Here is a 21,232-nt window from a genome sequence, read left to right as displayed (position 1 = left end):
AGCTGAGGGCATTCGCCTGAGTTGGAGGTTCCCACCAGAAGGTCGGCGTAGATTTTAGGGATGACCGACAACGGGCAGGATCCGCCGTCGCTGGAGCTGCTGGATTCGGTGCCGGAGTCGCTGCTGCGCAGGGTCAAGCAGTACTCCGGCCGACTGGCGACCGAGGCCGTTCACGTGATGGGCGACCGGCTGCCGTTCTTCGCCGAATTGGAGGCATCGCAGCGGGCCAGCGTCCAGCTCGTCGTACAGACCGCGCTGGTGAACTTCGCGGAGTGGATGCGCGATCCGCGCGGGGACGTCGGATACACCGCCGAGGCGTTCGCGTTGGTGCCGCAGGAGTTGACCCGCCGCATCGCTCTGCGCCAGACGGTCGACATGGTGCGGGTGACCATGGAGCACTTCGAGGATGTGGTGCCCCAGCTCGCCCGCAATCAGGCCCAGCGCACCGCGCTGACAGTCGGGATCCTGCGGTACAGCCGCAATCTGGCCTTCGCCGCAGCGTCCGGATATGCCGACGCGGCCGAAGCGCGCGGCGCATGGGACGTCCGGATGGAGGCCAACGTCGTCGACGCCGTGGTCCGCGGCGACATCGGACCCGAGCTGCAGTCCCAGGCCGCGACGCTGAACTGGGACGCGACCGCGCCGGCCACGGTGATCGTCGGACTCCCCCAGGCCGACCGCAAGGAGGTCGCCAGCGACGACGTCCGGGAGGTGGTCGGCCGCCATGACCGGGCCGTGCTCTCCGACGTGCACGGCACCTGGCTGGTGGCCATCGTCTCCGGACCGCTGTCGCCCACCGACCGCTTCCTGCGGGATCTGACGCAGGTGTTCGCCGAGGGCCCGGTCGTCGTCGGCCCCACCGCACCCACGCTGTCGGCGGCCCACCGCAGCGCGACCGAGGCGATCTCCGGGATGAACGCGGTCGCCGGCTGGAGCGGTGCACCGCGGCCGGTCGCGGCCCGGGAACTACTGCCCGAGCGCGCCCTGCTCGGGGACGCCACGGCGATCGCAGCACTGGAAACCGAGGTGATGCGGCCCCTCGGCGACGCCGGACCGGCCCTGACCGAGACCCTGGATGCCTACCTGGATTTGGGCGGCGCCATCGAGGCATGCGCGCGTCAATTGTTCGTTCATCCAAATACCGTGCGCTACCGGCTCAAACGCATCGCTGACTTCACCGGACGCGACCCCACCGTGCCGCGCGACGCCTACGTCCTGCGGGTGGCGGCGACCGTCGGGCGGCTCGGCCGGCAGGCACAGCAGGCGAGCCCGCCGAACGGGGTGTCGGTGCAGGTCCCGGCGGTGCGGCCGGCCAGTGCGGCCTTGATCCGACCCTGACCCGACCTGGTTGACAGATAGCGGACCGGTCTCGATGGAGTCGCATCACATGCCGTTTTGTGGGACCTCTACAAAATCCTAAGACGAGGTTCATAATCTCTTACACGGCGCGAAACCGTCTTCACAGTGTTCTCTTAAAGATGTGCCAAACGGACCCATTGCGCTGCTCGCTCCCGGACAGGGGTCGCAGACCCCCGGAATGCTCGAGCCGTGGCTGGAACTCCCGGGTGCGCGCGAACGCCTCACCACCTGGTCGCAGATCAGCGGACTCGATCTGGCCCGTCTCGGCACCACCGCGACGGCGGAGGAGATCACCGACACCGCGGTGACGCAGCCGCTGGTCGTGGCCGCGACGCTGCTGACCCACGAGGAGTCGGTCCGGCGCGACCTGTTCGGCACCGAGACCATCGTCGCGGGCCACTCCGTCGGGGAGATCGCCGCCTACGCCATCGCCGGCATCATCTCCGCCGACGACGCGGTCAAGCTGGCCGCCACCCGCGGCGCCGAGATGGCCAAGGCCTGCGCGCTCGAGCCCACCGGTATGGCCGCCGTACTGGGCGGCGACGAAGCCGAGGTGCTGGCCCGGTTGGAGGCGCTCGACCTGGTGCCGGCCAACCGCAACGCCGCAGGGCAGATCGTGGCCGCCGGAGCGGTCTCCGCGCTGGACAAGCTGGCCGAGGATCCGCCGGCCAAGGCCCGGGTGCGGGTGCTCGCCACCGCGGGCGCGTTCCACACCCACTACATGGCCTCGGCGCTGGACGGCTACGCGGCCGCCGCGCAGGAGGTGGCCACCGCCGAGCAGCTGGCGCCGAACGTCACCCTGCTGTCGAACTCCGACGGCGCGCCGGTGACCTCGCCCGCCGATGCGATGGACAAACTCGTCGCCCAGCTGACCCGGCCCGTGCGCTGGGATCTGTGCACCGCCACGATCCGGGAGCGCCAGCCCGCCGCGATCGTCGAATTCCCCCCCGCCGGCACGCTGGTCGGGATCGCCAAACGTGAACTGCGGGGCACACCGACACATGCGGTGAAAGCCCCCGCCGACCTGGACGGGCTCGCCGAGCTCTGACCGCCATGTCCCGGCCATCGCTGTCCGGGGCGGACAACCGAACGTCCATCAAGTAACACCAACGAATAGAAGGAGCCCCTGTGGCCGCCAGTCAGGAAGAAATCATCGCCGGTCTCGCCGAGATCATCGAAGAGGTCACCGGTATCGAGCCCTCGGAGGTCACCCCCGAGAAGTCGTTCGTCGACGACCTGGACATCGACTCGCTGTCGATGGTCGAGATCGCCGTGCAGACCGAGGACAAGTACGGCGTGAAGATCCCCGACGAGGACCTGGCCGGTCTGCGCACCGTCGGTGACGTCGTCGCCTACATCCAGAAGCTCGAGGAAGAGAACCCCGAGGCTGCCGCTGCGCTGCGCGAGAAGTTCACCCAGTGACCAGGCCTTCCACGGCTAACGGAGGGTTCCCCAGCGTAGTCGTGACTGCCGTCGAGGCCACCACGTCGCTCGCCGCGGACGTCGAGAGCACGTGGAAGGGCCTGCTGGCCGGCGAAAGCGGCATCCGCGTTCTCGAGGACGAGTTCGTCACCAAGTGGGACCTGCCCGTACGGATCGGTGGCCACCTGGTCGACAACGTCGACGACCACATGACCCGGATCGACATGCGCCGCATGTCCTACGTGCAGCGCATGTCGAAGCTGCTCGCGGGTCGCCTGTGGGAGAACGCCGGAAAGCCCGAGGTCGACCCGGACCGGTTCGCCGTGATCATCGGCACCGGTCTGGGTGGCGGCGAGAAGATCGTCGAGACCTATGACGCGATGAACGAGGGCGGGCCCCGCAAGGTGTCCCCGCTCGCCGTTCAGATGATCATGCCCAACGGTGCGGCCGCCGTCGCCGGCCTGGAACTGGGCGCCCGCGCCGGGGTCATCACCCCGGTGTCGGCGTGCTCGTCCGGGTCGGAGGCGATCGCGCACGGGTGGCGTCAAATCGTCATGGGTGACGCCGACTTCGCCGTCGTCGGTGGCGTGGAAGGTGGCATCGAGGCGCTGCCCATCGCGGCGTTCTCGATGATGCGCGCCATGTCGACCCGCAACGAGGATCCCGAGGGCGCCTCGCGACCGTTCGACAAGAACCGGGACGGTTTCGTCTTCGGTGAGGCCGGCGCGATGATGATCATCGAGACCGAGGAGCACGCCAAGGCTCGTGGCGCCAAGCCGCTGGCCCGGTTGATGGGTGCGGGCATCACCTCCGATGCCTTCCACATGGTGGCTCCCGCTGCGGACGGATTGCGCGCCGGCGCGGCGATGAAGCGGGCGTTGGAGACCGCGGGGCTGTCCGCCAAGGACATCAACCACGTCAACGCACACGCCACCGCCACGCCCATCGGTGACACGGCCGAGGCCAACGCCATCCGGGTCGCCGGGGTGGAGCACGCCGCGGTGTATGCGCCGAAGTCGGCGCTGGGCCACTCCATCGGTGCGGTCGGCTCGCTGGAGTCGATCCTCACCGTGCTCGCCCTGCGGGACGGCGTCATCCCGCCGACGCTCAACTACGAGACCCCCGATCCGGAGATCGATCTCGATGTCGTTGCAGGCGAGCCACGGTACGGCGACTACCAGTACGCCATCAACAACTCGTTCGGATTCGGTGGCCACAATGTGGCCCTGGCGTTCGGTCGGTACTGAGTAACCGCCGGGCGTAGAACATCTCACTGGAGTAGTGGTAATGGCACGGTCAAAGGGTCTGTCGACGGGGAACGGCTTCCCCAACGTCGTCGTCACCGGCATCGCCATGACGACGGCCCTGGCCACCGACGCGGAGACCACCTGGCAACGTCTTCTGGACGGGGCCAGCGGTATCCGCAAGCTCGAGGACCCGTTCGTCGAGCAGTACGACCTGCCGGTGCGCATCGGTGGGCATCTGCTGGAGAACTTCGATGGTGACGCGACTCCGCCCGAACTGAGCAAGTTGTCGTACCTGCAGAAGATGTCCACCGTGCTCAGCCGGCGGGTGTGGGAGCGGGCCGGATCGCCGAACGTCGATCCCCGTCGGCTGATGGTGTCCATCGGCACCGGCATGGGTTCGACGGAAGAACTCCTCTACGCCTACGACGGCATGCGGCGCGAAGGCCTCGAGGCCGTGTCACCGCTGGCCGTGCAGATGTACATGCCCAACGCCGCTGCGGCGGCGGTCGGACTGGAGCGCAAGGCCCGCGCCGGGGTGGTCACCCCGGTGTCGGCCTGCGCCTCCGGTTCCGAGGGCATCGCCCAGGCGTGGCGCAACATCGTCCTGGGCGAAGCCGACGTCGCGATCTGCGGTGGCGTGGAGACCAGGATCGAGGCGGTGCCGATCGCGGGATTCGCGCAGATGCGGATCGTGCTGTCCACCACCAACGACGACCCGGCGGGGGCCTGCCGGCCGTTCGACCGGGACCGCAACGGGTTCGTGTTCGGCGAGGCCGGCGCGCTGATGGTGATCGAGACCGAGGAGCACGCCAAGGCCCGCGGCGCCGACATCCTGGCCCGCATCATGGGCGCGAGCATCACCTCCGACGGCTACCACATCGTGGCGCCCGACCCCAACGGCGAGCAGGCGGGCTGGGCGATGACCCGGGCCATCCAGCTGGCGGGTCTGCAGCCGTCGGACATCGACCACGTCAACGCGCATGCCACCGGCACCAGCGTCGGCGACGTGGCCGAGAGCAAAGCCATCAACAACGCGATGGGCGGACACCGGCCGGCGGTCTACGCCCCCAAGGGTGCCCTCGGGCACTCGGTGGGAGCCGTCGGAGCGGTCGAGTCCATCCTCACCGTGCTGGCGTTGCGCAACGGGGTCATTCCCCCGACGCTCAACCTGAAGAACCTGGACCCAGAGATCGACCTCGACGTGGTCGCGGGATCGCCGCGTCCGGGCAACTACCAGTACGCGATCAACAATTCGTTCGGATTCGGCGGGCACAACGTAGCGGTCGCTTTCGGGAAGTACTAGGAGGAGATAGATGACGACCATGCAGAGTCGGCCCGCCACCGAGAACACCGGCGAGCCGGTCGACCCGCGTGATCCGCTGCTGCGCCTGAGCACTTTCTTCGACGACGACAGCGTCGAACTGCTGCACGAGCGGGACCGCTCCGGTGTCCTGGCCGCGGCCGGCACCGTCAACGGCGTGCGCACCATCGCCTTCTGCACCGACGGCACCGTCATGGGTGGCGCCATGGGCGTCGAGGGCTGCAGCCACATCGTCAACGCCTACGACACCGCCATCGAGGAACAGAGCCCGATCGTCGGGATCTGGCATTCCGGCGGGGCCCGGCTCGCCGAGGGCGTCAAAGCCCTGCACGCAGTCGGTCTGGTCTTCGAGGCCATGATCCGCGCGTCCGGTTACATCCCCCAGATCTCGGTGGTCGTCGGCTTCGCCGCCGGCGGCGCCGCCTACGGCCCGGCGCTGACCGACGTCGTCATCATGGCGCCGGAGGGCCGGGTGTTCGTCACCGGACCCGATGTGGTGCGCAGCGTGACCGGCGAGGACGTGGACATGGCGTCGCTGGGCGGTCCGGAGACCCACCACAAGAAGTCCGGCGTATGCCACATCGTCGCCGACGACGCCGACGACGCCTATGAGCGCGGCCGTCGCCTGGTCGGCCTGTTCTGCCAGCAAGGGCATTTCGACCGGAGCAAGGCCGAGGCCCAGGACTCCGATCTGGCCGCACTGCTGCCCGAGTCGGCCCGCCGCGCGTACGACGTCCATCCGCTGGTGACCGCGCTGCTCGACGACGGTGCACCGTTCGAGGAATTCCAGGCCAAGTGGGCGCCGTCGATGGTCGTCGGTCTCGGCCGGCTGGCCGGTCGCAGCGTCGGTGTGCTCGCCAACAATCCGCTGCGCCTCGGCGGCTGCCTGAACTCCGAATCCGCCGAGAAGGCAGCCCGATTCGTGCGCCTGTGCGATGCGTTCGGCATCCCGATCGTGGTCATCGTCGACGTGCCCGGCTATCTGCCCGGGGTGGATCAGGAGTGGGGCGGGGTGGTCCGTCGCGGCGCCAAGCTGCTGCACGCCTTCGGTGAGGCCACCGTTCCGCGCGTCACGCTGGTCACCCGCAAGATCTACGGCGGTGCGTACATCGCGATGAACTCCCGCTCGCTCGGCGCGACCAAGGTCTTCGCCTGGCCGGACGCCGAGGTCGCGGTGATGGGCGCCAAGGCCGCGGTCGGCATCCTGCACAAGAAGAAGCTGGCCGCCGCCGCGCCCGAGGAGCGCGAGGCGCTGCACGAGCAGCTGGCCGTGGAACACGAGCGCATCGCCGGTGGGGTGGATTCGGCGATCGAGATCGGCGTCGTGGACGAGAAGATCGACCCGGCCCATACCCGTAGCAGGCTGACCCAGGCGCTGGCCGAGGCGCCCGCGCGCCGGGGACGCCACAAGAACATCCCGCTGTAGGGGTTCTTGCGCGTCCCGTCGGCGGCGGCCGCGCCGCTGTTGATGGTGCTCAGCGGCACGTCGATGTACGTCGGCGCGTCGGTCGGTGTCCTGCTGTTCGACGCCATTGCACCGGCCGGGGTGGCCTGGCTGCGGGTGGCGGCCAGCGCCCTGGTGCTGGTGGTGTTGGTCCGTCCCCCGGCGCCCGCGTGGCGAGGCCGACCACTCGCGCTGGCCGCCGTCTTCGGGGTGGTCACCGCGCTGATGAATGTCTGCTTCTACGAGGCGGTGGCCCGGCTGCCGCTCGGCACCGCGGTGGCCATCGAGTTTCTCGGGCCGATCGCTGTGGTGGCCGCCGAATCACGTTCCGCGCGAGGACTTTCGGCGCTGGCCGCCGCAATCGCCGGGGTGGCGTTGATCGCCGACGTGCAGTTCGCCGCCGAACCCCTGGGCATCGCGTTCGCCCTGCTGGCGGCCGCCCTGTGGGCCGGTTACGTGCTGCTGGGCAAGGCGGTCAGCGATGCCGCGGGCGCCGATCGCCGAGCGTCGCTGCATTCGCTGGCGGTCGGCTGGACCGCCGCGGCGGTGCTCACCTCACCGCTGGCGATCTCGCTGTCGCGCGCCGACCCCCATGTCGGGCTGCACCGGGTCGCCGGCATGGTGGCGGCGCTGGCCGTGCTGTCCAGCGTCGTACCGTATCTGCTCGATCAGCAGGTGCTGCGCCTGGTCGGGCGCGGGCACTTCGCACTGCTGCTCGCCGTGCTGCCCGCGTCCGCGGTGCTGGCCGGTCTGCTCATGCTCGGGCAGATCCCGACCCGCCCGGAGCTGATCGGCATCGCCCTGGTGGTCGTCGCGCTGGTGGTCAGCGACCACCGGCGCTCGAGACCGCATCCTCGCGCCGCGCGTCGCGCCGCCTGAGGACATACCGGCTGGCCGCGTAGAGGCCCAGCGCGACCGCCCAGGACAACAGGCTCAGAACCAGTTGCGAGCGCAGCGAGTCGTCGAAGAACATCTGCAGCAGAATCGCCACGATCCCGACCGCCGTCAGGATCGACAGCACCGGGAAGAGCCACATCTTGACCTTCAGCTCGGAATCCGGTGTGCGGCGACGCAACACGATCTGCGAAACGGCGATCAGCAGATAGACGAACAGGATGATCGCGCCGCTGGAGTTCAGCAGGAAGGCGAAGATGGTGTCCTCGGCGAACGCCGCGGCGATGACACAGAGGAAGCCCACCACCGACGAGGCCAGGATCGCGTTGGCCGGTACGCCGCGTGGGGTCAGGCGAACCAGCAGGCGGGGCGCCTCGCGGCGGTCGGCGAGTACGAACAGCATCCGCGATGCGGTGTACATCCCGGAGTTCAGGCAGCTCAGGACCGCCGTGAGTACCACGGCGTTCATCACGTGATCGGCGTACGGGATGCCCATCGCGGTGAAGGCCGCGACGAACGGAGACTCCTCGAGGCCGTCGTCGGACCAGGGCAGGATCGTCACCAGCAGCAGCACCGCGCCGACGTAGAACACCAGGATGCGCACGATCACCGAGTTGGCGGCCTTGGTCACCGCGCGTTCCGGATCCGACGACTCGGCGGCCGCGATGGTGGCGATCTCCGGTCCGACCATCGAGAAGATCACCGTCACGATGCCGACGGTGATCGCGCCGAATCCGAACGGCATGAACCCGCCGTTGCTCCACAGGTTGGAGACATCGGCAGACCGCCCGGGCCAGAGCCCCAGGACGAAGCAGGCGCCGACGACGATGAACACGATGATCGCGGCGACCTTGATACCGGCGAACCAGAATTCGAACTCTCCGTAGGACTTCACCGAGAACAGGTTGGTCGCGGTCATCAGCACCATGAACACCAGCGCGGTCAACCACAGCGGTACGTCGAGCCAGTACTGCACGATCCGCGCGCCGGCGATCGCCTCGAACCCGACGACGATCACCCAGAAGTACCAGTACAGCCAGCCGACGGAGAATCCCGCCCAATCGCCGAGCGCGTGGCGGGAGTAGTCGGCGAAGGACCCCGTCGAGGGATTGGCCACCGCCATCTCGGCGAGCATCCGCATCACCATGATGATGAGGACACCGCTCATGGCGTAGGTGAGGAAGACGCCGGGTCCGGTGTCGGAGATGACCACCCCGGACCCGACGAACAGGCCGGCGCCGATCACGCCGCCGATCGCGATCATCCGCAATTGGCGCTGGCTGAGCGCCTTTTTCAACCCAGGTGTCTCGGTCATCCGGACGGGTTACCCACTTGTGAGCTGAGTCACTCCGCGGCGGCGGCGAACTCCTGCGCCACCGTCAATACCCGCCTGCGGTCGGCGTCCACCAGGCCGATGCGGGTCCGGCGATCGACGATGTCCTCGGCGCTCAGCGCTCCTTCATGGGTCACGGCGTACTCGAACTCCGCCCGGGTCACGTCGATCCCGTCGGCGACCGGATCCGCCGGACGCGGGCAGGTGGCGCGGGCCAGTACGTCGGGCGCCTCGGCGCCGAACCGGGCCACCAGCGACCGGGGCAGATCCCCCGTGGCGGGCAGGCCCGGCGCCCCGACCAGTGGCAGATCGCGGGTGCGGCACGCACCGGCGCTCAGGCCGCGCACCGCGATCGCGCGATCCAGCACGTCTTGGGCCATGTAGCGGTATTCGGTCAGCTTGCCGCCGATGATGCTGAGCACCCCGGATGCCGATTCCGTCACGGCATGTTCGCGGGAGATGTCGGCGGTGTCGCCGCCGCCGGTGTCGATCAGTGGACGCAGGCCGGCGTAGGCACCGATGACGTCACCGCGGGTCAGGCCGGTGGCCAGCGCGGTGTTGACGGTGTCGAGCAGGAACGCGATCTCCCCCGCTGTCGGCTCGGGGACATCCGGGACCGGTCCCGGGGCGTCCTCGTCGGTCAATCCGAGATACACGCGGCCGAGCTGTTCGGGCATCGCGAACACGAACCGATTGAGCGCCCCGGGGATCGGGATGGTCAGCGCCGCAGTCGGATTGCCGAACGCCGCGGCGTCGAACACCAGATGCGTCCCGCGTGAGGGTCGCAGTCTCAGCGACGTGTCCACGTCGCCGGCCCAGACACCGGCGGCGTTGATCACCGCACGGGCCGACACGTCGAAGGATTCGCCGGTGCGCCGGTCCGTCAACCGGGCCGAGGTCGCGGTGGCGCCGGACGCGGTGACCCGGGTCAGGATGCGGGCGCCGTGCGCTGCGGCGGTGCGGGCGACGGCGGTGACCAGGCGGGCGTCGTCGATCAGCTGCCCGTCGTAGGCCAGCAGGCCGCCGGCCAGACCGGTACGGCGCACCGCCGGCACCAACGCGGTCGCCCGCGCCGCGTCGACGCGCCGGGAACGCGGCAGGACCGAGGGCGCGGTCCCGGCCAGCCGGCGCAGCACGTCGCCGGCCAGGAACCCGGTCCGCACCAGGGCGCGGGCGGGACGAGCCATCTCGGGCAGCAGCGGAACGAGCTGAGGCATGGCCGTGACCAGGTGCGGAGCGGTGCGCGTCATCAGGATTCCGCGTTCGACCGCACTGCGCCGCGCGATGCCTACGTTGCCGGTGGCCAGATAGCGCAGGCCCCCGTGGACCAGTTTCGAACTCCATCTGCTGGTGCCGAAGGCGAGGTCGTGCTTCTCGACCAGCGCCACCGACAGACCGCGGCTCGCGGCGTCGAGCGCGATGCCCGCGCCGGTGATGCCGCCGCCGATGACGAGCACGTCCACGGTGGCGCCGTCGGCGAGGGCGGACAGTTCCGCGGTGCGCCGCGACGCGTTGAGGGAAGTGTTCACGGCTTCAGGTATCCGTTCAGGGCCCGGGCGAGTTCGACCGACAGCGTGGGCGCGTCGATCAGCGGGGCCACCATCTGCGCCGATTGGATCGTCGACTGGGTGATCAGCAGACACATGGCCGCCAGCTGACGCGGCTCGCCGGCACGGACACTGCCGTCGTCCTGGCCGAGTTTGAGGTCACCGGCCAGTGCGTCGATGAGGATCTGCTGGCTGGTGCCCAGACGCTCGGCGATGTAGACCATCGCGAACTCCGGCGTGCTGTGGAACACCGACATCACGACCTCGTCGGTGCGCAGCCGATCGCCCACCCGGACGATCCGCTCCACGAGGGCTTCCCGTGCGACCCCGCGGCTGGGCACCGAATCGAGCACGGCGGCGATTCGCATACTCAGCAGCGCGGCGAGGATGGCTTCGGTGTCGGGCCAGCGGCGGTAGACCGTGGGCCGGCTGACCCCGGCGCGGCGGGCGATCTCGGCCAGCGTCACCCGGTGCACACCGTAGGTCTGCACGCAGTGGGCCGCAGCGTCGAGGATGCGTTCCTCCACGGTTCGCGGCAATTCTTTACGGATTGACGTCATGTGTAATACTGTAACGCATGCTGCCTCCGATGAAGTGGGACGCCTGGGGTGACCCGGCCGCTGCGAAAGAACTCTCGGCGGGGATCCGCTCCCTGCTCGACCAGGCGCTCGGTGTCGGTGAGGGGACGACACCGCCCCTGGCCCTCGAGGACGTCACCGTCCGTCCGTCGGAGCTGGCCGCCGACGATCGCGAGCGGTTCGCCGCCATCGTCGGCGACCAGTTCTGCCGGAGCGACGATCTCGGCCGCCTGCTCCACGCCGGCGGCAAGTCCACGCTCGACCTGCTGCGCCGCCGCGATCCAGGCGTGCAGGATGTCCCGGACGCGGTGCTGCTGCCCGCCGACGAGGACCAGATCGCGGCGGTGCTGGCGCATTGCAGCACCCGGCGCATCGCGGTGGTGCCGTTCGGCGGTGGGACCAGCGTGGTGGGCGGCCTCGACCCGATCCGCGGCGAGTTCGGCGCCGTCGTATCGCTGGACCTGCGCCGGCTCGACGCGCTGCACTGGCTCGACGAGGAGTCCGGCGAAGCCGAGCTCGGCGCCGGGGTCACCGGGCCGGAGGCCGAACGCCTGCTCGCAGAGCGGGGTTTCTCACTCGGGCATTTTCCGCAGAGCTTCTGCTTTGCGACCATCGGCGGCTTCGCAGCGACCCGGTCGTCGGGCCAGGACTCGGCGGGCTACGGCCGCTTCGACGATATGGTGCGCGGATTGCGCGCGGTGACACCCGCCGGTGTGCTCGACGTCGGCCGCGCCCCGGCCTCGGCGGCGGGCCCCGATCTGCGCCAGCTGTTGGTCGGATCGGAAGGCGTGTTCGGCGTGATCACCCGGGTGCGGGTGCGGGTGCATCCGGTGCCGGCGACCACCCGCTACGAGGCGTGGTCGTTCCCGGATTTCGCGACCGGTGCTGCCGCACTGCGTGCGGTGACCCAGACCGGGACCGGACCCACGGTGATCCGGCTGTCCGACGAGGCGGAGACGGGGGTGAATCTGGCGACCACCGAGAACATCGGCGAGCAGCAGATCACCGGCGGCTGCCTGGCCGTCACGACCTTCGAAGGCAGCGCCGAGCACACCGCCAGCCGGCATGCCGAGACGCGAGCCCTGCTCGAGGCCTATGGCGGCACCTCACTCGGTGAGCAACCGGCGAAGGCGTGGGAGCACGGCCGGTTCAACGCGCCCTACCTGCGGGATTCGTTGCTCTCGGCCGGCGCCCTGTGCGAGACCCTCGAGACGGCCACCACCTGGTCGAATCTGCCGACGCTCAAGACCGCGGTCACCGAGGCGCTGACCGCCGCGCTCGCGCCTGCGCTGGTCATGTGCCACATCAGCCACATCTATCCGACCGGGGCGTCGCTGTACTTCACCGTCGTCGCCGCCCAGCGCGGTAACCCGATCGAGCAGTGGCGGGCGGCCAAAGCCGCGGCCTGCGAGGCGATCGTGCGTACCGGCGGCACCATCACCCATCACCATGCGGTCGGCGCGGACCACCGGCCGTGGATGCGCGCCGAGGTCGGGGACCTGGGCGTCGAGATCCTGCGGGCGGTCAAGGCCACCCTCGATCCGGCGGGCATCCTGAACCCGGGCAAGCTGATCCCATGAACCCGCGGGCCGTCGGAAGGGTCACGGTGCTGACCAATCCGCAGTCGGGGCACGGCAACGCCCCGCACGCCGCCGAACGCGCGATCGCCCGGTTCCAGCAGCGCGGCGTCGACGTGACCGCAATCGTCGGCTCCGATCCCGACCACGCCCGCCGTCTGGTCGACGACGCACTGGCCGCGGGCACCGACGCGTTGGTGGTGGTCGGTGGGGACGGGGTGATCTCGTTGGCGCTGCAATCTCTCGCGCTCGGGGACGTGCCGCTGGGTATCGTCCCCGCGGGCACCGGTAACGACCATGCCCGTGAATTCGGTCTGCCGACCGGCGATCCGGCCGCGGCGGCGGACGTCATCGTCGACGGACATCGGGAGTCGGTGGATCTCGGCCGCATCGTCGACGCGGCCGGTCAGCACCGGTGGTTCGGCACCGTGCTGGCCACCGGTTTCGACTCGCTGGTCAGCGACCGGACGAACCGGATGCGGTGGCCGCACGGCCGGATGCGCTACAACGTCGCGATGGTGGCCGAGCTGTCGAAGTTACGACTGCTGCCGTTCCGGCTGCGCTTCGACGGCGGCAACGAGAAACGCGTCGACCTCACCCTGGCGGCGTTCGGCAACACCCGTAGCTACGGGGGCGGTATGCGGATCTGCCCGGACGCCGACCACAGCGACGGACTGCTGGACGTCACGATGGTGCATTCGGCGTCGCGCCGCCGGCTCATCCGGCTGTTCCCGACGGTGTTCAAGGGCACCCATGTCCACCTCGACGAGGTGAGTACGGCGCGCGCGCAGACCGTCGAGGTGGATTGTCCCGGCATCAATGCCTACGCCGACGGCGACTTCGCCTGTCCGCTGCCGGTCACGGTGTCGGCCGTGCCCCGTGCGTTGCAGATCCTGGTGCCTACCCCACGCGCCAGCTGAATGTCGTCGGCTACCCGACTCCGCGCGACAGCCAGCTGACCTCGGCGCCGGCCCCACCGTCCCGGTAGGGCTCCAGCGCTTCGTCCCAGGCGGTGCCGAGCACGGTGTCGAGTTCGGCGGCGAGCACATCGGCGCCGGCGTTCATCAGGGCGCGCAGCCGCATCTCGCCGACCATCGTGTCGCCGTTGGCGCCCATCGCCCCGCTCCACAGACCCAGCTGGGGTGTGTGACACCAGCGGTGCCCGTCGACGCCGGCACTCGGATCCTCGGTTACCTCGAAACGCAGCACCGACCATGAGCGCAGGGCATTGGCCAACTGCGCTCCGGTGCCCACCGGGCCCACCCAGTTGGTGACCGCACGGAGCTGCCCCGGCATCGCCGGCTGCGGGGTCCACTTCAGGTTGGCGCGCGCCGACAGGGTCGACGACAACGCCCACTCGACATGTGGGCACACCGCGGCCGGTGAGGCGTGTACGTACACCACGCCCGTCGCCGACTCGGCGAACTGATTCGACGCACGCATAGCTGCTCCTTCGGCTCCACGAGGGACGTCTTCCCCAAGCGGCCTTGCGGACCCGAATACAGCTGTGTCGTGCGTGTCTATTGTGCCTTGTGGGACGGGTGTTGCGCTAGTGTGGCCCGAATTCTCTCAGAACTCCATCAGAGAGCGCCGGCCACCGCTCGTACGCCCATTCCCCGAAGTCCCGGTCGGCCAGCGCGACGAGCGCCAGCCCGGCCTCCGGATCGACCCATAGAAACGTGCCGGACTGGCCGAAATGCCCGAAGGTGGCCGCCGAGTTCGCGGTCCCCGTCCAGTGCGGCGACTTGCCGTCGCGGATCTCGAAACCGAGCCCCCAGTCGTTGGGCCGCTGCACCCCGAACCCCGGCAGCACCCCGTCGACATCCGGGAACTGCACCTCGATCGCCGCCGCGTGCATCTGCTCGGAGACCAGCCGCGGCACCAGCAGATCCCCGGCAAACGCCACGAGGTCGGCCACGGTCGAGAACGCACCGTATCCCGCCGCCTCGGCTCCGCCGTCGAGCCGGCTGTCGGACATGCCGAGGGGTTCGAACACCGCCTCGCCCAGATACCGGCCGAACTCGATGCCGGCCTCCCGCTCGATCGTCTGGGCCAGCACCCCGAAGCCGTAGTTGGAGTAGACCCGCCGCGCGCCGGGCTCGCACATGATGTCGTCGGAGTGCATCGACAACCCCGAGGTGTGGGCCAGCAGGTGGCGCACGGTCGACCCGGGCGGACCCGCCTCGGTGTCGAGTTCGACCACGCCCTCTTCGACGGCGATCTGCGCGGCGCGGGCGACGAGCGGTTTGGTCACCGAGGCCAGCCGGAAGGAGTGGCGCTGGTCGCCGAAGGAGCCGAGCACTCCGTCGGGTCCGACCACGGCCGCGGCGGCGGTGTCGACCGGCCAGTCCGCGATTGCCTCCAGCGCGCCCACGGGTCGCGATGCTACTTGCGGCAGATGTAGTAGAGGTTCAACGGGTCGCCGTCGATCTCGTGCACGTCGACGTCGGTGAAGCCGGCGTCGGCCAGCATCGATGTCGCCAACTGCCGTCCCCACATGGTGCCCAGCCCGGCGCCGTCGAGTCCGAGCGACACGGTCATGCAGTGCATCGTCGAGACCGTGTAGAGGTAGGTCGCCAGCGGGACGCCGATGTTGTCCTCCACGCGGCTGGACGCCTTGATGTCGACCATCAGCAGCACCCCGCCCGGGCGCAGTGCCTGGTGGATGTTGGCCAGCACCTGCGCCGGCTGGGCCTGGTCGTGGATCGCGTCGAAGACCGTCACGACATCGAAGGCCTCGGTGAGGCCCAGCGCCGTGACGTCCTGGGCCACGAATTGGGCGTTGTCCAGCCCGAGTCGTGCGGCCTCCGCCCGGCCGGCCGCCAGCCCCTCGTCGGAGAAATCGATGCCGGTGACACGACTGGCCGGGAACGCCCGGGCCAGCACGTTGACCGCATGGCCGCTGCCGCAGCCGATGTCGGCCACCTCCGCACCGGCGGTCAGCCGCTCGGGCAGGCCGTCTACCAGGGGCAGCACCACGTCGACGAGTGCGGCGTCGAACACCTCACCGCTCTGCTCGGCCATGATCTCGTGGAACCGTGGATACGCGCTGTAGGGCAGCCCGCCGCCGCGGCGGAAGCACTCGATGATCTTCTGTTCCACCTCGCCGAGCAGCGGGATGAACTGCGCGACCCTGGCCAGGTTGTCGGTTCCGGCCGCGCGGGTGAGCACCGCCGCACGCTCGGCGGGCAGCGTGTAGGTCCCCTCGGCCGCGTCGAATTCGACCACCCGCGCGGCGGTCAATCCGCCGAGCCATTCGCGGACGTAGCGTTCGTCGAGGCCGGCTGCCTCGGCGATCTGCCCGCTGCTCGACGGCCGGAGATGCGCCATGGTGTCGAACAGTGCCGTCTGGTGACCGATCGACAGCAGCAATGCGACGCTGGCGCTGTCGATCGCACCGACGACGCGGTCGGCGAATTCCTCGGTGGTCTCACCCGCGGTGGTCATGAGCGCAAATCTATGACCACCGGCCGCCCCGCTCGAGGAGTTCGCACGCATTAGGTTGTAGTCATGAGTCAGACAGTGCGCGGGGTGATCTCCCGGTCCAAGAAGCAGCCGGTCGAAGTCGTCGACATCGTCATCCCGGATCCGGGTCCGGGTGAGGTGGTGGTCGACATCATCGCCTGCGGGGTCTGCCACACCGATCTGACCTACCGCGAAGGCGGTATCAATGACGAGTATCCGTTCCTACTCGGTCACGAGGCCGCCGGCACCGTCGAGTCCATCGGCGAGGGTGTCACCAACGTGGTTCCCGGCGACTTCGTGATCCTCAACTGGCGCGCGGTGTGCGGCCAGTGCCGAGCCTGTAAACGGGGCCGTCCGCACCTGTGCTTCGACACCCACAACGCCGCGCAGAAGATGACCCTGACCGACGGCACCGAACTGTCCCCCGCGCTGGGCATCGGCGCGTTCGCCGACAAGACCCTCGTCCACGAGGGCCAGTGCACCAAGGTCGATTCCGCCGCGGATCCGGCGGTGGCCGGGCTGCTGGGCTGCGGCGTGATGGCCGGTATCGGCGCGGCGATCAACACCGGCGCGGTCACCCGCGACGACACCGTGGCGGTGATCGGCTGCGGTGGCGTGGGCGATGCGGCCATCGCCGGTGCCGCTCTGGTCGGCGCGAAGAAGATCATCGCCGTCGACACCGATGACAAGAAACTCGAGTGGGCCCGCCAGTTCGGGGCCACCGACACCATCAACGCCCGCAACGTCGAGGACGTGGTCGAGGCCATCGCCGACCTCACCGACGGTTTCGGCACGGACGTGGTGATCGACGCGGTCGGACGTCCCGAGACCTGGAAGAACGCCTTCTACGCCCGGGATCTGGCCGGAACCGTGGTGCTGGTCGGCGTCCCGACGCCCGATATGCGTCTGGAGATGCCGCTGGTCGACTTCTTCTCCCGCGGCGGGTCGCTGAAGTCCTCCTGGTACGGCGACTGTCTGCCCGAACGCGACTTCCCCACTCTGATCAGTCTGTATCTGCAGGGTCGCCTGCCGCTGGAGAAGTTCGTCTCCGAGCGCATCGGCCTCGACGACATCGAGGAGGCGTTCCACAAGATGCATTCCGGTGAGGTGCTGCGCTCGGTGGTGGTCCTGTGAGTTCTGCGGAGCGCAACATCGAGCGCATCGTCACCCACGGCACCTTCGAACTCGACGGCGGCAGTTGGGAGGTCGACAACAACATCTGGATCGTCGGCGACGATTCCGACGTCGTGGTCTTCGATGCCGCCCACGACGCGGCCCCGATCGTGATGGCCGTGGGCGGCCGCAACGTCGTGGCGGTGGTCTGCACGCACGGCCACAACGATCACGTGACCGTCGCACCCGAGCTCGGTCAGGCGCTCGACGCCCCGGTGCTGCTGCATCCGGCCGATGAGATGCTGTGGCGAATGACCCACCCGGACAAGGCCTTCCGTTCGGTCGAACACGGCGCCACCCTGCGCGCGGGCGGGATCGAACTGCGGGCGCTGCACACCCCGGGCCACTCCCCCGGTTCGGTGTGCTGGTACGCCCCCGAATTGGGTGCGGTGTTCAGCGGCGACACCCTGTTCCAGGGCGGGCCGGGCGCCACCGGCCGGTCGTTCTCCGACTTCCCGACCATTCTCGAATCCATCTCGGGCAAACTCGGGGCGCTGCCCGGCGAGACGGTCGTCTACACCGGCCACGGCGACACCACCACCGTCGGCGACGAGATCGTCAACTACGACGAGTGGGTGGCCCGGGGCCACTGACGGAGCGGGACATCACCGCATAGGTCGTCGCCGCCCGGGCTTTGCGACTACCGTCGAAGTGGTCGTCAGCCCCGGCGGGAGGTTGCCTCAGGTGCCCGAATCCAGCATCGTCGTGCGCCCGCAGTCCAAGGACAGCAGCGGATACTCCGCCGCTTCACGGCTGCGCGCCGCAGGACTGGGGCAGGCGATCGCGCTGTTCGAGGACGCCGCGCGGCTGGTGCCGCTGCCGCGGCCGCCGCAACCGATCGTCATCGCCGATTACGGTGCGGCGACGGGCCACAACTCGCTGCTGCCGATCTGTGCGGCGATCGCGGAGCTGCGCAAGCGCACCCGGCCCGAACACTCCATCCTGGTGGCCCACACCGATGTCCCGGACAACGACTTCACCGCCCTGTTCCGCACCCTGTCCGACGACCCGGACTCCTACCTGACCAAGGACGCCGCCGCCTTCGCCTCGGCCGTCGGCCGGTCGTTCTACAGCCAGATCATGCCGTCCAACAGTGTGAACCTGGGCTGGAGTTCGTGGGCGATCCAGTGGCTGAGCCGCGTACCGGCCCCGGTTCCCGACCACCTGCACATCACGCACTGCACGGAGGAGGCGCTGCGCGCCGCGTACGCGAGGCAGGCGGCGCACGACTGGCACGAGTTCATCGCGTTCCGCGGCCGCGAACTCTGCCCCGGCGGCCGTCTGGTGGTGATGACGATGGGTGTCGGCGAGGACGGCGAATTCGGCTTCGGACCGCTGCTGGCCGCGATGGCCGACACGCTCGCTGAACTGGTCGGCGCCGGGGAACTGAACGTCGAGGAACAGCAGCGGATGACCGTGCCCACCGTGGCCCGCAGCGCTGCGGAGCTGCGGGCGCCGTTCGCACCGTCGGGCCGGTTCGAACGTCTCGAGATCGAGCGGTTGGAGATCTTCGACGCCGAGGACCGCTATTTCGACCAGTACCGCAAAGACAAGGACGACAAGGCTTTCGGCGCCCAGTGGGCGGCGTTCGCCCGGGCGGCGGTGTTCCCGGCGCTGACCGGGGCGCTGAACACCGCCGACGAGGGACGGATCCGGCGCTTCGCCGACCGTCTCGACGCCGGGATCGCGGCGCGGCTGGCCGCCGCCCCGGAGCCGACCCGGATACCGCAGGCGCATGTGGTGTTGCACAAGCGGCCGAAGTGAGCGCCCTCAGCCGGCGGCGCGGCCGCGGAACGTGTTGCGGTAGCTCTGGGGTGCCACCCCGGTCAGCCGCCGGAACTGCTCGCGAAAGTTGGCCGGTGAGCTGAAACCGACCTCGCGACCGACCCGCTCCACACCGTAGGACGTCGTCTCCAGCAGTTGCTGAGCGTGCCGGACGCGGACGCCGGCCACCCACTGCATCGGCGTCTGCCCCAGCTCGGCCTGAAAGCGACGATTGAGGGTGCGCACACTCATCGCCGCGTATCCGGCGACGTCGGCCAGGCTCAGGTCGCGGTGGGCCTCCTGCTCGATCCACGCCAGCACCGCGTCGAGTTCGGTCCGTTCGGCGATGTGCCGCACCCGGGCGCCGCGGCGCAGGATGAACTGCGCCTGACCGCCGCTGCGGTGCAGTGGGGCGACCGCCAGCCGAGCGGCGTCGGCAGCCACCGCGGCGCCGTGGTCGCGGGCCACGATGTGCAGGCAGAGATCCAGGCCGGCCGAGGCACCGGCCGACGTCAGCACCTGGCCTTCGTCGACGTAGAGCACCTCCGGATCCAACTCGACCGCGGGATATGCGGCACGGAACGCATCCGCGGCCACCCAGTGCGTGGTGGCGCGCCGCCCGTCGAGTAGGCCCGCTGCGGCCAAGGTGAACGCACCCGAACAGATCGACGCGAGCCGGCTGCCCGCCGCGTACGCCTCCCGCAGGGCGTCGAGGACACGCGGGGGCGGCGGCACCGCGACGTCGTTGCGGCCGGGCACCACGACGGTGTCCGCGTCCGCGAGTGCCTCGATCCCGTGGTCGGTGGCGATCCGCACCGGTCCGGCGGCCACCACCGGGTCGCTGCCGCAGACCAGCAGGCGGTAACCCGGGGCACCGTCGGGCAACCGAACCCGGGTGAACACCTCGATGGGTGTGCTCAGATCGAAGGCGACGGTGTCCGGTAGCGCCAGTACCGCGACCGTGTGCATGAGCCGCAGCCTACTGCCCGCCGAGACCGGATGGCCGTCGCCGGGACGGGAGTTCAGCGAATCGAGCCCGCCCCCGCGATAAGCGGCAGGTCCAGCGCGGTCACCCAGCCAGGACGCAGGTCGTTCACCGCAGGTACCGCGTTGAGCGCCCGCATACCGGTGGCCAGACACCCCGCGGCTGCCGCGTCGCGACCCGATCCGTCGGTGAAGCGGAACGCCGTCTCCTGCCAGATGCTCGGCGTGCCCTCGATGTCGACCCGGTACACGTCGCTGTCGTTGCCCGACGGCCAATCCGGGGCCGCGTCGTGCCCGATGCGGTTGACGTGTTCGAGTTGGATTCGGACGTCGCCGCGATAGACGCCGTTGATGGTGAACCGCACCGCGGCGACGTTGCCGGCCTCGATGACCCCCTTGGCGCTGGTGCGCTCAGTGGGCGTGACCCACTTCTCGTAGGTGGTGGTGATCTCGTCGAGCATGATTCCGGCTGCGTGCGCAATCATCGGAACGGTTGCGCCCCAGGCGAATACCAGGATGTCCGAGGTTTCGAGCAGCGCCCGGTGCCCGGGCGGCCGGCCGATGCCCATCTCGTCCTCGTAGTCACCGGTGTAGTTGGTGTAGTCGAGTAGTTCCGAGGCGCGCACCCGCTTGACCTCCGAGCAGACCCCCATCAGCGTCATCGGCAGTAGGTCGTTGGCGAATCCGGGATCGATCCCCGTGGTGAAGCAGGAGGACTCCCCCAGCTCGCAGGCCTCGGTGATCGGCTGGATCCAGGCGGGTGGGTTCAGATGCATGGTCGGCCACACCCACGGCGTCATCGCAGTGGAGCACACGTCGATCCCGGCCCGCAGGAATCGGGTGATCAGGTCGATGTTGGCGTCGGCGTGCGCGGCGGTCGGGCCGTAGTGCACCAGCGCATCGGGTGCCAGTGCGATGAGCGCGTCCACGTCGTCGGTGGCGATCACCCCGACATCGCGGCCCAACCCGCAGATGTCACCTACATCGCGCCCGACCTTGTCCGGGTCGCTGACCCCTACCCCGACGAGTTCGAACAGCGGGTGCCGGTCGATCTCGGCGATCACCATCTTCCCGACAAACCCGGTGCCCCACACCACGATCCGCTTCGACATACGCTTCCTTTC

The 21,232-nt window shown here is 69.5% G+C and carries 19 protein-coding genes and 1 pseudogene; 12 read left to right on the top strand and 8 right to left on the bottom strand.

Annotated elements, in window-relative coordinates; all coding sequences use genetic code 11:
* The first annotated feature begins 60 nt into the window (after positions 1 to 60).
* The 7 genes from ACN27E_RS02020 to ACN27E_RS01990 all read left to right on the top strand — a co-directional run bounded on the left by ACN27E_RS02020 (position 61) and on the right by ACN27E_RS01990 (position 7,672).
* Positions 61 to 1,338, top strand: a complete 1,278-nt coding sequence (locus ACN27E_RS02020) for a PucR family transcriptional regulator (RefSeq protein ID WP_422746359.1) — start codon at positions 61 to 63, stop codon at positions 1,336 to 1,338.
* A 157-nt stretch (positions 1,339 to 1,495) separates the two neighbouring features.
* Positions 1,496 to 2,407, top strand: coding sequence for an ACP S-malonyltransferase (locus ACN27E_RS02015; protein WP_422750184.1), 912 nt, complete (start codon positions 1,496 to 1,498; stop codon positions 2,405 to 2,407).
* 80 nt (positions 2,408 to 2,487) lie between these two features.
* Positions 2,488 to 2,781, top strand: coding sequence for a meromycolate extension acyl carrier protein AcpM (acpM, locus tag ACN27E_RS02010; protein ID WP_207359407.1), 294 nt, complete (start codon positions 2,488 to 2,490; stop codon positions 2,779 to 2,781).
* Positions 2,778 to 4,028, top strand: coding sequence for a 3-oxoacyl-ACP synthase KasA (gene kasA / locus ACN27E_RS02005; protein ID WP_422746358.1), 1,251 nt, complete (start codon positions 2,778 to 2,780; stop codon positions 4,026 to 4,028). The genes acpM and kasA overlap by 4 nt, the downstream gene beginning before the upstream one ends.
* A gap of 40 nt (positions 4,029 to 4,068) precedes the next feature.
* Positions 4,069 to 5,331: a 3-oxoacyl-ACP synthase KasB gene (kasB, locus tag ACN27E_RS02000; protein WP_422746357.1), complete on the top strand. Its 1,263-nt coding sequence runs from the start codon at positions 4,069 to 4,071 to the stop codon at positions 5,329 to 5,331.
* A 19-nt stretch (positions 5,332 to 5,350) separates the two neighbouring features.
* Positions 5,351 to 6,775 (top strand): acyl-CoA carboxylase subunit beta, encoded by a 1,425-nt coding sequence (locus ACN27E_RS01995; protein ID WP_422750182.1) that lies wholly within the window; start codon positions 5,351 to 5,353, stop codon positions 6,773 to 6,775.
* A gap of 42 nt (positions 6,776 to 6,817) precedes the next feature.
* Positions 6,818 to 7,672, top strand: a complete 855-nt coding sequence (locus tag ACN27E_RS01990; RefSeq protein WP_422750180.1) for an EamA family transporter — start codon at positions 6,818 to 6,820, stop codon at positions 7,670 to 7,672.
* Here ACN27E_RS01990 and ACN27E_RS01985 read toward each other — a convergent pair.
* From ACN27E_RS01985 to ACN27E_RS01975, 3 genes and pseudogenes are all read right to left on the bottom strand, one after another.
* Positions 7,662 to 9,002, bottom strand: a pseudogene (locus tag ACN27E_RS01985) (amino acid permease); the annotation flags it as partial. The gene ACN27E_RS01990 and the pseudogene ACN27E_RS01985 sit on opposite strands and share 11 nt — an antisense overlap.
* 29 nt (positions 9,003 to 9,031) lie before the next feature.
* Positions 9,032 to 10,549: a glycerol-3-phosphate dehydrogenase/oxidase gene (locus ACN27E_RS01980; RefSeq protein WP_422746356.1), complete on the bottom strand. Its 1,518-nt coding sequence runs from the start codon at positions 10,547 to 10,549 to the stop codon at positions 9,032 to 9,034.
* A complete protein-coding gene (locus tag ACN27E_RS01975; protein WP_422746355.1) occupies positions 10,546 to 11,127 on the bottom strand; it encodes a TetR/AcrR family transcriptional regulator in 582 nt (193 codons plus the stop codon). Before ACN27E_RS01975 ends, ACN27E_RS01980 begins: the two co-directional genes overlap by 4 nt.
* A 29-nt stretch (positions 11,128 to 11,156) precedes the next feature.
* On the opposite strand from ACN27E_RS01975, the gene ACN27E_RS01970 reads away from it, so the two are divergent.
* Both ACN27E_RS01970 and ACN27E_RS01965 read left to right on the top strand, forming a co-directional pair.
* Positions 11,157 to 12,725: an FAD-binding oxidoreductase gene (locus ACN27E_RS01970; protein WP_422750179.1), complete on the top strand. Its 1,569-nt coding sequence runs from the start codon at positions 11,157 to 11,159 to the stop codon at positions 12,723 to 12,725.
* On the top strand, positions 12,722 to 13,642 hold the full coding sequence (locus ACN27E_RS01965) for a diacylglycerol kinase (protein ID WP_422746354.1): 921 nt from the start codon (positions 12,722 to 12,724) through the stop codon (positions 13,640 to 13,642). Before ACN27E_RS01970 ends, ACN27E_RS01965 begins: the two co-directional genes overlap by 4 nt.
* A gap of 10 nt (positions 13,643 to 13,652) precedes the next feature.
* Here the strand turns inward: ACN27E_RS01965 and ACN27E_RS01960 are convergent, their stop codons facing one another.
* From ACN27E_RS01960 to ACN27E_RS01950, 3 genes are all read right to left on the bottom strand, one after another.
* Complete coding sequence (locus tag ACN27E_RS01960) at positions 13,653 to 14,165, bottom strand: DUF3145 domain-containing protein (RefSeq protein ID WP_422746353.1); 513 nt, start codon at positions 14,163 to 14,165, stop codon at positions 13,653 to 13,655.
* A gap of 106 nt (positions 14,166 to 14,271) precedes the next feature.
* On the bottom strand, positions 14,272 to 15,096 hold the full coding sequence (locus ACN27E_RS01955) for a serine hydrolase domain-containing protein (protein ID WP_422746352.1): 825 nt from the start codon (positions 15,094 to 15,096) through the stop codon (positions 14,272 to 14,274).
* A gap of 11 nt (positions 15,097 to 15,107) precedes the next feature.
* The gene (locus ACN27E_RS01950; RefSeq protein WP_422746351.1) at positions 15,108 to 16,169 is read right to left on the bottom strand and encodes a class I SAM-dependent methyltransferase; all 1,062 of its coding nucleotides are present in this window, start codon (positions 16,167 to 16,169) and stop codon (positions 15,108 to 15,110) included.
* Positions 16,170 to 16,232: 63 nt separating this feature from the next.
* Between ACN27E_RS01950 and ACN27E_RS01945 the strand changes: the two genes are divergently transcribed.
* The 3 genes from ACN27E_RS01945 (at position 16,233) to ACN27E_RS01935 (ending at position 19,124) form a co-directional block, all read left to right on the top strand.
* A complete protein-coding gene (locus ACN27E_RS01945; RefSeq protein WP_422746350.1) occupies positions 16,233 to 17,321 on the top strand; it encodes an S-(hydroxymethyl)mycothiol dehydrogenase in 1,089 nt (362 codons plus the stop codon).
* A 17-nt stretch (positions 17,322 to 17,338) separates the two neighbouring features.
* Positions 17,339 to 17,953: an MBL fold metallo-hydrolase gene (locus ACN27E_RS01940; protein WP_422750177.1), complete on the top strand. Its 615-nt coding sequence runs from the start codon at positions 17,339 to 17,341 to the stop codon at positions 17,951 to 17,953.
* A 91-nt stretch (positions 17,954 to 18,044) separates the two neighbouring features.
* Positions 18,045 to 19,124 (top strand): SAM-dependent methyltransferase, encoded by a 1,080-nt coding sequence (locus ACN27E_RS01935; protein ID WP_422746349.1) that lies wholly within the window; start codon positions 18,045 to 18,047, stop codon positions 19,122 to 19,124.
* 6 nt (positions 19,125 to 19,130) lie between these two features.
* Here ACN27E_RS01935 and ACN27E_RS01930 read toward each other — a convergent pair whose 3' ends face one another.
* Together ACN27E_RS01930 and ACN27E_RS01925 are read right to left on the bottom strand one after the other, a co-directional pair.
* Positions 19,131 to 20,093, bottom strand: a complete 963-nt coding sequence (locus tag ACN27E_RS01930) for a GlxA family transcriptional regulator (protein WP_422746348.1) — start codon at positions 20,091 to 20,093, stop codon at positions 19,131 to 19,133.
* 53 nt (positions 20,094 to 20,146) lie between these two features.
* Positions 20,147 to 21,220, bottom strand: a complete 1,074-nt coding sequence (locus ACN27E_RS01925; RefSeq protein WP_422746347.1) for a dihydrodipicolinate reductase — start codon at positions 21,218 to 21,220, stop codon at positions 20,147 to 20,149.
* Positions 21,221 to 21,232: the final 12 nt, after the last annotated feature.

Origin of the sequence: Mycobacterium sp. WMMD1722, from assembly GCF_049315205.1 — a bacterium.
Lineage (GTDB): Bacteria > Actinomycetota > Actinomycetes > Mycobacteriales > Mycobacteriaceae > Mycobacterium.
This window is presented reverse-complemented; position numbering and strand designations above follow the sequence as displayed.